The organism is Microbacterium sp. Root280D1, from assembly GCF_001428975.1.
Lineage (GTDB): Bacteria > Actinomycetota > Actinomycetes > Actinomycetales > Microbacteriaceae > Microbacterium.
The window spans coordinates 1,174,844-1,187,134 of record NZ_LMJK01000002.1; the positions used below are offsets into that span (position 1 = coordinate 1,174,844).

General features: G+C 65.8%; 13 protein-coding genes. 7 read left to right on the plus strand and 6 right to left on the minus strand.

Annotation, left to right across the window (positions count from 1 at the left end; translation table 11 throughout):
• Nucleotide 1: 1 nt before the first annotated feature.
• Entirely contained in the window at nt 2-1,066 is a 1,065-nt protein-coding gene (trpD, locus tag ASE34_RS11910; protein ID WP_053096699.1) for an anthranilate phosphoribosyltransferase, read from the minus strand.
• Between the two features lie 189 nt (nt 1,067-1,255).
• Between trpD and ASE34_RS11915 the strand changes: the two genes are divergently transcribed.
• The 7 genes from ASE34_RS11915 to ASE34_RS11945 all read left to right on the plus strand — a co-directional run bounded on the left by ASE34_RS11915 (nt 1,256) and on the right by ASE34_RS11945 (nt 7,173).
• Entirely contained in the window at nt 1,256-1,912 is a 657-nt protein-coding gene (locus tag ASE34_RS11915; protein WP_053096700.1) for a heme-copper oxidase subunit III, read from the plus strand.
• Between the two features lie 20 nt (nt 1,913-1,932).
• On the plus strand, nt 1,933-2,736 hold the full coding sequence (locus ASE34_RS11920) for a c-type cytochrome (protein ID WP_053096702.1): 804 nt from the start codon (nt 1,933-1,935) through the stop codon (nt 2,734-2,736).
• A 36-nt stretch (nt 2,737-2,772) separates the two neighbouring features.
• The gene (locus ASE34_RS11925) at nt 2,773-3,849 is read left to right on the plus strand and encodes a ubiquinol-cytochrome c reductase iron-sulfur subunit (RefSeq protein WP_042538395.1); all 1,077 of its coding nucleotides are present in this window, start codon (nt 2,773-2,775) and stop codon (nt 3,847-3,849) included.
• Complete coding sequence (locus ASE34_RS11930) at nt 3,846-5,660, plus strand: cytochrome b (RefSeq protein WP_053096706.1); 1,815 nt, start codon at nt 3,846-3,848, stop codon at nt 5,658-5,660. Before ASE34_RS11925 ends, ASE34_RS11930 begins: the two co-directional genes overlap by 4 nt.
• A gap of 94 nt (nt 5,661-5,754) precedes the next feature.
• Nucleotides 5,755-6,168, plus strand: coding sequence for a RidA family protein (locus ASE34_RS11935; protein ID WP_056278947.1), 414 nt, complete (start codon nt 5,755-5,757; stop codon nt 6,166-6,168).
• Nucleotides 6,165-6,668: a GNAT family N-acetyltransferase gene (locus tag ASE34_RS11940; protein WP_056278948.1), complete on the plus strand. Its 504-nt coding sequence runs from the start codon at nt 6,165-6,167 to the stop codon at nt 6,666-6,668. The genes ASE34_RS11935 and ASE34_RS11940 overlap by 4 nt, the downstream gene beginning before the upstream one ends.
• An 85-nt stretch (nt 6,669-6,753) precedes the next feature.
• The gene (locus tag ASE34_RS11945) at nt 6,754-7,173 is read left to right on the plus strand and encodes a rhodanese-like domain-containing protein (RefSeq protein ID WP_056278949.1); all 420 of its coding nucleotides are present in this window, start codon (nt 6,754-6,756) and stop codon (nt 7,171-7,173) included.
• Nucleotides 7,174-7,231: 58 nt separating this feature from the next.
• On the opposite strand, the gene ASE34_RS11950 is transcribed toward ASE34_RS11945, so the two are convergent.
• The 5 genes from ASE34_RS11950 to ASE34_RS11970 all read right to left on the minus strand — a co-directional run bounded on the left by ASE34_RS11950 (nt 7,232) and on the right by ASE34_RS11970 (nt 12,261).
• Complete coding sequence (locus ASE34_RS11950) at nt 7,232-7,666, minus strand: cytochrome c oxidase subunit 4 (protein ID WP_053096714.1); 435 nt, start codon at nt 7,664-7,666, stop codon at nt 7,232-7,234.
• A 3-nt stretch (nt 7,667-7,669) separates the two neighbouring features.
• Nucleotides 7,670-9,403 (minus strand): cytochrome c oxidase subunit I, encoded by a 1,734-nt coding sequence (ctaD, locus tag ASE34_RS11955; RefSeq protein WP_053096716.1) that lies wholly within the window; start codon nt 9,401-9,403, stop codon nt 7,670-7,672.
• A gap of 3 nt (nt 9,404-9,406) precedes the next feature.
• Nucleotides 9,407-10,306, minus strand: a complete 900-nt coding sequence (gene coxB / locus ASE34_RS11960; RefSeq protein WP_053096718.1) for a cytochrome c oxidase subunit II — start codon at nt 10,304-10,306, stop codon at nt 9,407-9,409.
• Between the two features lie 96 nt (nt 10,307-10,402).
• Nucleotides 10,403-10,768, minus strand: a complete 366-nt coding sequence (gene erpA, locus ASE34_RS11965; RefSeq protein ID WP_053096720.1) for an iron-sulfur cluster insertion protein ErpA — start codon at nt 10,766-10,768, stop codon at nt 10,403-10,405.
• A 71-nt stretch (nt 10,769-10,839) separates the two neighbouring features.
• Nucleotides 10,840-12,261 carry a dipeptidase gene (locus tag ASE34_RS11970; RefSeq protein WP_056278950.1) on the minus strand — a complete coding sequence of 474 codons (1,422 nt, stop codon included), beginning with the start codon at nt 12,259-12,261 and terminating at the stop codon, nt 10,840-10,842.
• Nucleotides 12,262-12,291: the final 30 nt, after the last annotated feature.

Here is a 12,291-nt window from a genome sequence, read left to right on the forward strand (position 1 = left end):
CCTATGCGGATGCCAGCTCGCGGCTGACGCCGATCCATTCGTCGAGCTTCGCTATGGCGCGACCGTCGTCGACCGCCGCGGCTGCCCGCTCGTAGCCCTCGCGGAGACGCTCGAGGATCGGTCGCTGTACCTGAGTCGCGTCCTGGGACAGCTCGAAGGCGACGATCCCGGCCGCCGCGTTGAGGAGCACGATGTCTCGCACCGCGCCCGTCTCCCCCTCGAGCGTCCGGCGCAGCACCGCCGCGTTGTGGTCGGGCGTTCCGCCGATCAGATCCGCGAGGTCCGCGATCGGGATCCCGAGATCTCGAGGATCGAGATCGTGCTCGTGGATGTCACCGCGCGTGACCTCCCAGATGCGGCTGTGCCCCGTGGTCGTCAGCTCGTCGAGTCCGTCGTCTCCGCGGAACACCAGGGCCGTGGCGCCCCGCGTCCGGAACACTCCCGTGATGAGGGGGACGCGCTCGAGCTGCGCCACCCCGACGGCGTTCGCCTCGGCCCGAGCCGGGTTGCAGAGGGGGCCGAGCATGTTGAAGACGGTGGGGACGCCGAGTTCGGCACGGACGGCGCCCGCGTGCTTGAACCCGGGGTGGAAGGCGCCCGCCCAGGCGAACGTGATGCCCGTGCGGTCGAGGATCGACGACACCGCCGCGGGATCGAGGGTGAGCTCCAGCCCGAGCGCGCTCAGCACGTCGGATGAGCCGGAGGCGGAGCTGGCTGCGCGGTTGCCGTGCTTGACCACCGGAATGCCGGTCGCCCCGATGATGACCGCCGCGGTGGTCGACACGTTGACCGTGCCGACACGGTCACCGCCGGTGCCGACGATGTCGAGGACGTCGGGCGACACGGGCAGCGGGACCGCCGCCTCGAGGATCGCATCACGGAATCCGACGATCTCATCGATCGTCTCTCCCTTGGCGCGGAGGGCGACGAGGAAACCGGCGAGCTGCGCCTGTGTTACGTCGCCGCGCATGATCTGACGCATCGCCCACGTCGATTCCCAGACGCTGAGGTCGCGACGCTCCAGAAGAGTGGTGAGCACGTCGGACCAGGTCAGGGAATCAGCCATGTGTGCGATCCTATCGGCGCAGGGAAAACGTGCAGACTCTTGCAGAACGGGCGCCGGGCGTCGATCATCCCTCGTTTCCCGCGTATTCACCGAGGATTCGCAGCGTTTTCTTAGGGTCCCCTAAGTCGTTCGCGGGCGAAACGAGGGCCTCCGGTGCGAGAATCACGCCCGGAGATCGGCCATAATGGAATGGTGACGACCTCAGCGACGTATGCCCCGGCGGCAAGAACGATCAAGCGCCCCAACCCGGTAGCTGTCGGCACCATTGTGTGGCTCGGCAGCGAGGTGATGTTCTTCGCGGGACTCTTCGCGATCTACTTCACGCTCCGCAGCACCTCCCCCGAGCTCTGGGCCGACCGCACCGAACTGCTGAACGTCCCGTTCGCGTTCGTGAACACGGCGATCCTCGTGCTCTCCTCGTTCACGTGCCAGATGGGCGTGTTCGCGGCCGAGGACCTGCAGCCGTACCGCATCGCCAAGGGACAGAAGAACGGCGCCGGCCGCCGTCGCCTGTTCGGCTGGGGCATGGTCGAGTGGTTCTTCCTCACCTTCGCCCTCGGCGCGATCTTCGTCTCCGGGCAGGTCTGGGAGTACGCGCAGCTCGTCGCAGAAGGCATGCCGATCAGCGCTGACTCCTACGCATCCGCGTTCTACCTGACGACCGGCTTCCACGCCCTGCACGTCACCGGCGGTCTGATCGCCTTCCTCCTCGTCATCGGCCGTGCGTACGCCGTCAAGAATTTCCGGCACAAGGAGGCGACCTCCTCGATCGTGGTGTCCTACTACTGGCACTTCGTCGACGTCGTCTGGATCGTGCTGTTCGTCGTCATTTACTTCCTGAAATAAGAGCGGAGCTGATCCCCGAGATGGCACGAGAGAAGAAGCGCCGTTCGAATGGCCGTCGCAGTCCCCTGGCTGCGGCAGCCCTCATCGGAGCAGGCCTCATGATCACCGGCGCCGTGTACGCCGGAACGTCCGCAGCCTTCGCTGCGACCGACACCCAGACCACCGCGGCGAGCACGCTCACCGTCGAGGACGGCGAGAAGCTGTTCACGGCCAACTGCGCCACCTGCCACGGTCTCGATCTGCAGGGCACGGCGAACGGACCGAGCCTCTACGGCGTCGGCGAGCTCGCGGTCGAGTTCCAGATGTCGACCGGCCGCATGCCGCTGCAGATGCAGGGGCCCCAGGCGCCGCAGAAGGAGCCGCAGTTCACCGAGGAGCAGATCCTCGCGATCTCCTCCTTCGTGCAGGAGTCGGCTCCCGGCCCCACCTTCCCCGAGGACCACATCCTCGACGGTGAAGGCGACGTCGCCAACGGCGCGGAGCTGTTCCGCGTCAACTGCGCGATGTGCCACAACGTGGCGGCCGCCGGAGGAGCACTCACCGAGGGCAAGTACGCCCCCGCACTGACCGAGACCAGCGCGCTGCACATGTACGCAGCCATGGTCACCGGCCCCCAGAACATGCCCGTCTTCGGCGACATGAACCTGTCGGACGAAGACAAGCGCGACATCATCTCGGCTCTGCTCTACCAGCAGCAGTCCGTGCAGATCGGCGGTTTCTCGCTCGGTTCGCTCGGTCCCGTCTCCGAGGGCCTGTTCGTCTGGATCTTCGGCATCGGCGCGCTCGTCGCCATCACCGTGTGGATCACGGCGAAGTCCAACTGACGCTTATTCATCGAAGAGGAACGTACGAGGAGCACCATGGCACACGACGACGACTCGCAGGCTCTTGACAGGGCCTACCAGCCCTCTCCGGGGCTGGGTGTCGCAGTCAGCGATCCCGTGCAGAACCCGGGGCTGCCGCCGCACCGCGCGCGGATGACCGACAAGGACCCGCGCGCTGAGAAGGCTGCAGAGCGCACGGTCTACACGCTGTTCTATCTCTCACTGGCAGGAAGCATCTGGGCGGTCGCCGCCTACATGCTCTTCCCCATCGAGAGCGGCGCGCTCATCGACATCCGTCAGAACAACCTCTTCATCGGTCTGGGCATCGCACTCGCGCTGCTCTCGATCGGCATCGGCGCGATCCACTGGTCCAAGGCGCTGATGAGCGACAAGGAGCACATCGAGCACCGTCACCCCACCCGGGGCAAGGACTCGACGCGAGAGGCCGTCGTCGAGGCGTTCGCCACGGCCAACGAGGAGTCCGGTTTCGGACGACGGACGATGATCCGCAACTCGCTGTTCGCGGCGATCGTGGCCTCGATCATCCCCGGTGTCACGCTCTTCCGCGGTCTCGCTCCGCACAGCACACCCGACGACCCCACCGCGGGCGATCCGGTCACGCTGCTGAAGCACACCATGTGGGAGAAGGGCCAGCGTCTCGTGCGCGACCCCGACGGCACCCCGATCCGCGCAGCGGATGTGACCCTCGGATCCGCATTCCACGTGATCCCCGAGGATCTCGCAGAGCTCAGCCACCACGACGGCTACCTCGAGGAGAAGGCCAAGGCCATCGTGCTGATGATGCGCCTGCGCCCCGAGCAGCTCATCGAGGCCGAAGACCGCAAGGACTGGTCGTACGACGGCATCGTCGCGTACTCGAAGGTCTGCACGCACGTCGGATGCCCGGTGGCACTCTACGAGCAGCAGACGCACCACCTCCTCTGCCCCTGCCACCAGTCGCAGTTCGACGTCACGGATCACGCCAAGGTCATCTTCGGACCTGCCGCGCGTCCGCTGCCGCAGCTGCCCATCACCGTCGACGACGAGGGCTACCTCGTCGCACGCAGTGACTTCACCGAGCCCGTCGGCCCGAGCTTCTGGGAGCGCCATTGAGCACCGCAACGCTGTCCAAAGAGGACAAGGACAACAAGGCGCCTCTCGGCGGCCGATTCGTCGGCGCCGCGTCGAACTACATCGATGAGCGCACCAGCATCTCCGGCTTCGTCAAGGAGCTCGGCCGCAAGATCTTCCCCGACCACTGGTCGTTCATGCTCGGCGAGATCGCGCTGTGGAGCTTCGTGGTCGTGTTCCTGTCCGGAACCTTCCTGACGTTCTTCTTCCAGGCCTCCATGGTCGAGACGCACTACACGGGCGCCTATGCTCCGATGCGCGGCATCGAGATGTCGGCGGCACTCGAGTCGTCGCTGCACATCTCGTTCGACCTCCGCGGTGGTCTCCTGGTTCGCCAGATCCACCACTGGGCCGCACTCGTCTTCGTCGCGGGAATCGGCGTGCACATGCTGCGCGTGTTCTTCACCGGCGCGTTCCGCAAGCCCCGCGAGCTCAACTGGGTGATCGGCTTCGTGCTGTTCGTCCTGGCGATGGCCGAGGGCTTCACCGGATACTCGCTTCCCGACGACCTGCTCTCGGGCAACGGCCTCCGCATCATCGACGGCATGATCAAGGGCATCCCGCTGATCGGCACCTGGACCTCGTTCCTCCTCTTCGGCGGCGAGTTCCCGGGTACGGACATCGTCGGACGCCTGTACACGCTGCACATCCTGCTGCTGCCGTTGCTGGTGATCGGTCTCATCGCCGTGCACCTCATGCTGATGATCGTCAACAAGCACACGCAGTTCGCCGGCCCCGGCCGTACGAACGACAACGTCGTCGGCTACCCGATGATGCCGGTGTACATGTCGAAGATGGGCGGCTACCTGTTCATCGTCTTCGGCACGATCGTGCTGATCGCGACGTTCTTCCAGATCAACCCGATCTGGAACTACGGCCCGTACGACCCCTCCCCCGTTTCCGCCGGTACTCAGCCTGACTGGTACATCGGATTCGCGGACGGCGCCCTGCGCCTCGCTCCGTCCAACCTCGACGTGGTCTTCCTCGATCGCACCTGGTCGTTCGGAATCCTGCTGCCGCTGGTCGTCCTCGGGCTCTTCATCGTGCTCGTCGCGATCTACCCCTTCATCGAGGCGTGGATCACGGGAGACAAGCGCGAGCACCACATCGCTCAGCGTCCGCGCAACGCGGCGACCCGCACCGCGATCGGCGTCGCCGGCGTGATCTTCTACGCCGTCCTGTGGGCTGCAGCATCCTCCGACCTCATCGCGACGCACTTCATGCTGACCATGGAGGGCGTGATCCACGCGCTCCAGGCGCTGCTGTTCGTCGGACCGGTCCTCGGCTACTTCATCGCCAAGCGGATCGCCCTCGCGCTGCAGAAGAAGGACCGCGAGATCGTGCTGCACGGTTTCGAGTCCGGACGCATCGTCCGCCTTCCCGGCGGCGAGTTCATCGAGGTGCACCAGCCGGTCGACACGTACGACCGCTGGAAGCTCATCGATGTGGACAACTACGAGCCTCTGGTCGTGCGTCCGAACGCGAAGGGACGAATCTCGTGGACGGAGAACCTCCGTTCTTCCATCTCACGGTGGTTCTTCGAGGACCGGCTCGCGCCGCTCACGCAGGCGGAGATCGAAGCTGCGGACGCTCACCAGCACCACGTCACGGCTCAGAACGATGAGACCGAGGCGGCGGAGATCCAGGGCGCCCATGAGCGCGCCGGCGTCCCCGACGCTCCGATCACCGTCAGCGAGACGCACGTCGACGAGACGGCGAACACTCCCAGCACGGTCATCGCGACCGAGCCGGTGAAGAAGCCTCGCAAGAAGAAGTCCGAGGACGACGAGTAACATCGCCGCTCCCCCGCAAGAAGGCCCTGTCCGTTTCGGACAGGGCCTTCTTCATGTCCGGGAGGCTCTCAAATGAACGTGGAAGGATCGTGCCATGACCTCCGCAGTCCAACTCATCCGATCCGCCGATCTCGCTGCCGCCCCCTATGCCTACGCCGCCACTGCTCCGGCGGGCTCCCGACTCATCTTCCTCGCGGGCGCCTGCCCGCTCGAGGACGACGGAACCACCACGGCCCCCGGCGACTACGCCGCGCAAGCGTCACGTTGCCTGGAGACCCTCGATCTCGCGCTGCGCGCCAGTGGCGCCACGATCGCCGACGTCATCAGCACGCGGGTCCTCGTGGCGTCGTCGTCTCAGGCTGATCTGGTCACGGCATGGAACGTCGTTCACGAGGCCTTCGCGGAGCACGACGTACCGAGCACCCTCATGGGCGTCACCGTGCTGGGGTACGACGACCAGCTGGTGGAGATCGAAGCGGTCGCTGCGATCGCGGAGGCGAACCGATGAGCGCTGCGATCAGGCCCGCCACGTCCGAGGATGCGGAGCTCCTGACCGCCATCGAGGCCCAGGCTGACGCTCTCCTGATCGACAGCCTGGGGGCGCCAGTCTGGCCTCCCGCTGCGAACGGTGCCGAACGCCTCGCCGAGCCGGGATTCGTTCTCGTTCTGGAAGAGTCAGAGGGCTCCTCCCCTGTGGGTTTCGTCCATGTCCTGGACTCCGACGGTCATGCGCACCTCGAACAGCTGTCTGTCCTCCCCACCGTGGGACGACAGGGATTCGGTCGCCGCCTTGTGAGCGCTGCACTCGATGAGGCGCGGGATCGCGGCTACACGCGCATGACCTTGCGGACCTATGCCGAGATCCCGTGGAACGCGCCCTTCTACTCGTCGTGCGGGTTCCTCGAGAGCATCCCCGAGACGCCGTTCCAGCGCGGCCTGGTGGAGACCGAGGCCTCCCTCGGCCTCGACCGATACGGACGCCGCGTCCAGATGACAGTGGAGCTCTGAGCCTGCAGTCCACATTGGCGGATTCCAGTGCGCCGCCGTCCGGATGATGACGGCGGGACCTCGCGCCGTTGCCTAGGCTGAGCGCATGATCGATCGCGCTGACTACTACGCCGCCAAGCTCACCTACGAGACCGATGCGAGCGATGTGTATGCCGCTCTCCGCTCCGAAGACGACATCGTCATCATCGATGTCCGCTCAGAGGAAGCGTGGGCGCAGGGACGCGTCGCTGGAGCGACACAGATGCACTACAGCGAGATCGCGAGCCGCGCTCCTGCCGAGATCCCCCTCGACGCCGCCGTCGTCGTCTACTGCTGGAGCCCGGGGTGCAACGCCGGCGCGAAGGGCGCTCTGGAGCTCGCGAAGCTCGGCTACGCCGTTCGCGAGATGATCGGCGGGTTCGAGTATTGGGTCAGGGAGGGCTATCCCGTGGAGGACGCCGACGGCGTCCACCGTCGGCCTGTCGACCCGCTGACGGGCATCGCCCGTGTCCGCAGCCGCGCGTAGCGACAGGACATGCAGAAAGCCCCTGGGATGGAGATCCCAGGGGCTTTTTGCATGCAGATCAGCGGGCGAAGTTCCCGCGGTAGTACTCGTAGACCCAGCCGACGATCGCGACGACGAAGATCGCCAGGCCGATCGGAAGCAGGAAGTGTCCGACGGCCAGTCCCACGACGAAGACGGCAGCGGAACCCGCGAGGACGATCGGCCACCAGGACCAGGGGCTGAACTCGCCGAGCTCGGGGTCTCCGTCGTCGATGTCGCTCGTGAGGATGTCCTCAGGCAATTCGCCGTTCTGAGCCTTGTGCGTGCGGTCGAGGTAGAACGCGATCATCGCGCCCATGAACGCGGCGAAGAACAGCGCCACGGTGCCGACCCATTCGATCCGCGCGGCGAAGTTGTCCGACGGCGTGGCGAGGATGTGCCAGCCGGTGTAGACGACGCCGACCAGGGCGAAGAAGGCGGTCAGGACCCACCAGAGGATGACATTGTCGCGCATGGCTCAGTGGCCCTCTCGCTCGCCGGGCGCAGCGGGCGTGAACTCCGCAGCCTCGGGGTGGTTCAGGTCGAACGCGGGACGCTCGCTGCGGATACGCGGGATCGACGTGAAGTTGTGACGCGGCGGCGGGCAGGACGTCGCCCACTCGAGCGAAGCGCCGTAGCCCCACGGGTCGTTGACCGTGACCTTCGGAGCCTTGCGAGCCGTGATCCACACGTTCAGGAAGAAGGGCAGCATCGAGGCACCGAGGATGATCGCGCCGATCGTCGAGACCTGGTTGCCCCACGTCCATCCGTCTTCCGGCGAGTAGTCGGCGTAGCGACGCACCATGCCGTCGACGCCCAGCCAGTGCTGGATGAGGAACGTCATGTGGAAGCCGATGAACAGCATCCAGAAGTGCACGTAGCCCAGGCGCTCGTTGAGCATGCGTCCGGTCCACTTCGGCCACCAGAAGTAGAACCCGGCGAACATGGCGAACACGACGGTGCCGAAGACGACGTAGTGGAAGTGCGCGACCACGAAGTACGAGTCGGACAGGTGGAAGTCCAGCGGCGGAGCCGCGAGGATGACACCGGTCAGGCCACCGAAGACGAACGACACCAGGAAGCCGAGTGCGAACACCATCGGGGTCTCGAAGGTCACCGATCCACGCCACAGCGTGCCGATCCAGTTGAAGATCTTCACACCCGTCGGCACTGCGATGAGCATCGTCATGAGGGCGAAGAACGGCAGCAGCACAGAGCCGGTCACGTACATGTGGTGAGCCCACACGGCGACGGACAGTGCGGCGATCGCGATCGTCGCGTACACGAGCGTCTTGTATCCGAAGATCGGCTTGCGGCTGAAGACCGGGAAGATCTCGGAGACGATGCCGAAGAACGGCAGAGCGATGATGTAGACCTCAGGGTGACCGAAGAACCAGAACAGGTGCTGCCAGAGCAGGACACCGCCGTTGGCCGGGTCGTAGATGTGAGCGCCGAGCACGCGGTCCGCACCTGCGGCGAAGATCGCGGCGGCGAGCACCGGGAAGGCCATCAGGATGAGGAGGCTCGTGATGAGCGTGTTCCACGAGAAGATCGGCATGCGCCACATCGTCATACCCGGTGCGCGCATCGTGATCACCGTGGTGATGAAGTTCACGGCGCCGAGGATGGTTCCGAAGCCCGAGATGCCGAGACCCAGCATCCAGAGGTTTCCACCGGCACCCGGAGAGAAGGACGCACTGGCGAGCGGCTGATAGGCGAACCATCCGAACGAGGCCGCACCCTGCGGGGTGAGGAAGCCGGCGACGGCGATCGTCGAGCCGAAGAGGAACAGCCAGAACGCGAACGCGTTCAGACGCGGGAAGGCGACGTCCGGGGCGCCGAGCTGCAGCGGCAGGATCGCGTTGGCGAAGCCGGCGAACAGCGGTGTCGCGAACATCAGCAGCATGATCGTGCCGTGCATCGTGAAGAGCTGGTTGTACTGCTCCTTGGTCGGGATGATCTGCATTCCCGGAGCGAAGAGCTCAGCACGGATGACGAGTGCCATCACGCCGCCGAGGAGGAAGAACAGCACCGAGGCGATGAGGTACATGTACCCGATCGTCTTGTGGTCGGTGGAGGTGATCCACTTGACGACGATGTTGCCCTTCTGCTCGACACGCGACGAGCTCATGAGAGCAGCCTGACGTGCGGGCAGGGTGGTGGGTCGAGAGCGAGGGGCCTCGTCGGTGCGGGGGGCTTCAGTGGTCGACATGGCTTACTCCTCTCCTTCCTCGGAGGTCGGGGCGGTGGTCCCCGGGTAGTTCGACAGACGGTCGTACGCGTCCGTGATGTCTCCCGTGTTGCCTTCCTCCTCGAGAGTCTGGAGGTAGGCGTCGTACTCGTCCTGCTCGACGACCTTGACGTTGAAGAGCATCATCGAGTGGTACTCGCCGCAGAGCTCGGCGCACTTGCCGGCGTACTCGCCGACTCGGGTCGGGATGAAGGACCAGGAGTTGTCCTTCCCGATGTACATGTCCTTCTTGTACAGGAAGTCGATGATCCAGAACGAGTGGATGACATCGCGGGACTGCAGGTTGATCGTGACCTTCTGGTCGACCGGCAGCACCAGCGTCGGGAGCTGCGCCTGATCGATGGTGCCGTCCGCGTCCGGCTGGGCCTGGATTCCCATCGTCCAGACGGCGTCGGAGTTGTCCTCTTCTTCACCGTCGTACTGGAAGTCCCACGCCCACTGCTTGGCGATGGCCGTGATCTCGACGTCGGGTTCGTCCCACTTCGTCTCGATCGCCGACTGGTCACGCGCGGTGAAGAAGAACATGCCCAGCACGAGGATCAGCGGCACGACCGTGTAGAAGATCTCGATCGGCATGTTGTACCGCATCTGCACGGGCAGTCCGGTCTGACCCTTCCGGCGACGGTAGGCGATCGCGGCCCAGGCCATCAGGCCCCAGGTGATCACGCCGACGGCGAGGAGGACGATCCAGGAGTTGACCCAGAGCGACGAGACGCGCTCGGTCTGGTTGGTGGCCGCAGGCTCACCCTCCACGAAGCCCGGGAGGTAACCGTTCAGCTCAGTGGCAGTACATCCCGCCAGGGCCACGGCTGCCGCTACTCCCAGGGGGAGAGCGGCCCAACGAAGGCGGCGTTTCGAGGGCACGATGCACCTTTCAGATTGCGGACAGGGCACACCCAAGTCTAGGGCAACCTCACACCTGATTCATGCCAACCACGCAGGTTGGCGGAGGGGTTCGGATCAGTGGAAGCTGTCTCCGCAGGCGCAGCTGCCTGCGGCGTTGGGGTTGTCGATCGTGAAGCCCTGCTCCGAGATCGTGTCCTTGAAGTCGATGGAGGCGCCGTCGAGGTACGGGACGCTCATGTTGTCGATGATGACCTCGACGCCGTCGAAGTCGACGGTCTCGTCGCCCTCGAGGAATCGCTCGTCGAAGTACAGCTGGTAGATCAGGCCGGAGCATCCGCCGGGCTGAACGGCTACGCGCAGACGCAGGTCATCGCGGCCCTCCTGCTCGAGAAGGTTCTTGACCTTCGTGGCCGCGGCATCGGTCAGCTTCACGCCGTGCGCCTGGGTGGTCTCTGCCGAAGTCAGTGTGGTGTCGCTCATGTCGCTCCTTGTGACGGGCCGCGCTCGCACGGCTGGTATCTCGATTTTACCCTCAGGCTCGCGGATGCGGCTCAGATGATGATGTCGTTCATGCGCGAGAGCAGCAGAGCCTCGGTCGCGACCGCATGGCGGAACGTGTCGAGGTGCAGCGATTCATTCGGGCTGTGGGCACGCGAGTGCGGGTCCTCGACGCCGGTCACGAGAATCTGCGCGTCGGGGAACTCCCGCACCAGATCAGCGATGAACGGGATCGAACCGCCGACGCCGAGGTCGACCGGCGGCACACCGTACCCGTCGCGCATCGCATCGCGGGTGAGGGCGACCGCCCAGCCGCTGGTGTCGACGAGGAAGCCGTTTCCCAGGTCGACGTCGGTGAAGATCAGCTCCGCACCGAACGGCGCGTTCGCGCGCAGATGCGCCTCGAGGGCGGCATACGCCTCCTCCCCCGTCTGACCTGGCGCGACGCGCGCGCTCACGACCACCGTCACCTCGGGAAGGAGGGTGTTCGACGCCGCGGCGACGCTCGTCGCATCGATCCCGATGACCGTGACCGCCGGCTTGTTCCAGATCCGGCTGAGAATGCTGCCGCCGCCGACCGGAGACGTGCCAGGAAGAAGACCCGCTTCATCGCGGAGCGTGTCCTCGGTGTACTCCGGCGTCGGCGCGTCGCGCTCGGTCATCCCCTCGACGGCGACGGAGCCGTCCTCGTTCCAGAGCGTGGCGAGCATCCTCACCGTGGCCATCATGGCGTCCGGAACCGCTCCGCCGAACATGCCCGAGTGGGACGCGTGGTCGAGGGTGCGCACGCGCACGGTGAAGCGCGCATTGCCACGCAGCGAGACGGTGAGGCCGGGGGTGACCGAATCCCAGTTGCCCGAGTCGGCGACCACGATCGCATCCGCCCGGAGCGCTTTTTTGTTGTCCGCGAGGAATTGAGCGAAGGAGCGCGATCCGTACTCCTCCTCCCCCTCGATGAACATCGCGATCCCGAGCTCGAGATCGTCGCCCACGACCTCGGCCACAGCGCGGATCGCGGCGATGTGCACCATGATGCCCGCTTTGTCATCGGCGGCTCCGCGCCCGTACAGGCGTCCGTCGAGCACCGTTGGTTCGAACGGCGGCGTCTCCCACAGCGCGTCGTCTCCCGGAGGCTGCACGTCGTGGTGCGCGTAGAGCAGGATCGTCGGCTTGCCGTTGCGCGCAGCACGCGTCGCGAGCACGGCAGGCTGCCCGTGCTCGTCGGTGCCCGGGATCGCGGCGCGCAGCACCCGCACGTCGTCGAAGACCCCCGTCGCCGTCGCGAGCGCGGCGACCGCCTCCGAGCTGCGTTCGAGTTGCGTCTGGTCGAACGCGGGCCAGGCCATGCCGGGGATGCGGACGAGTGCGCCCAGGTCGCTCAGCGCGGCCGGGAACCCTGTGGCTGCGGCCTCGAGGACGGCCGGCTCGCGTTCGCTGGACAGATTCTGGTCACCGGGCTGGGCAGGAGATGTCATGCGAGTAATCTTAAGGTGATCCGCCTTCAC

What these genes read in the sequence shown, in the direction of transcription:
- ASE34_RS11940 (WP_056278948.1), top strand. Translation starts at nt 6,165, where the DNA reads ATGAGCGCTGCGATCAGGCCCGCCACGTCCGAGGATGCGGAGCTCCTG.
- ASE34_RS11915 (WP_053096700.1), top strand. Translation starts at nt 1,256, where the DNA reads ATGGTGACGACCTCAGCGACGTATGCCCCGGCGGCAAGAACGATCAAG.
- ASE34_RS11945 (WP_056278949.1), top strand. Translation starts at nt 6,754, where the DNA reads ATGATCGATCGCGCTGACTACTACGCCGCCAAGCTCACCTACGAGACC.
- ctaD (WP_053096716.1), bottom strand. Translation starts at nt 9,403, where the DNA reads ATGTCGACCACTGAAGCCCCCCGCACCGACGAGGCCCCTCGCTCTCGA.
- ASE34_RS11920 (WP_053096702.1), top strand. Translation starts at nt 1,933, where the DNA reads ATGGCACGAGAGAAGAAGCGCCGTTCGAATGGCCGTCGCAGTCCCCTG.
- erpA (WP_053096720.1), bottom strand. Translation starts at nt 10,768, where the DNA reads ATGAGCGACACCACACTGACTTCGGCAGAGACCACCCAGGCGCACGGC.
- ASE34_RS11935 (WP_056278947.1), top strand. Translation starts at nt 5,755, where the DNA reads ATGACCTCCGCAGTCCAACTCATCCGATCCGCCGATCTCGCTGCCGCC.
- ASE34_RS11970 (WP_056278950.1), bottom strand. Translation starts at nt 12,261, where the DNA reads ATGACATCTCCTGCCCAGCCCGGTGACCAGAATCTGTCCAGCGAACGC.
- ASE34_RS11950 (WP_053096714.1), bottom strand. Translation starts at nt 7,666, where the DNA reads ATGCGCGACAATGTCATCCTCTGGTGGGTCCTGACCGCCTTCTTCGCC.
- ASE34_RS11925 (WP_042538395.1), top strand. Translation starts at nt 2,773, where the DNA reads ATGGCACACGACGACGACTCGCAGGCTCTTGACAGGGCCTACCAGCCC.
- trpD (WP_053096699.1), bottom strand. Translation starts at nt 1,066, where the DNA reads ATGGCTGATTCCCTGACCTGGTCCGACGTGCTCACCACTCTTCTGGAG.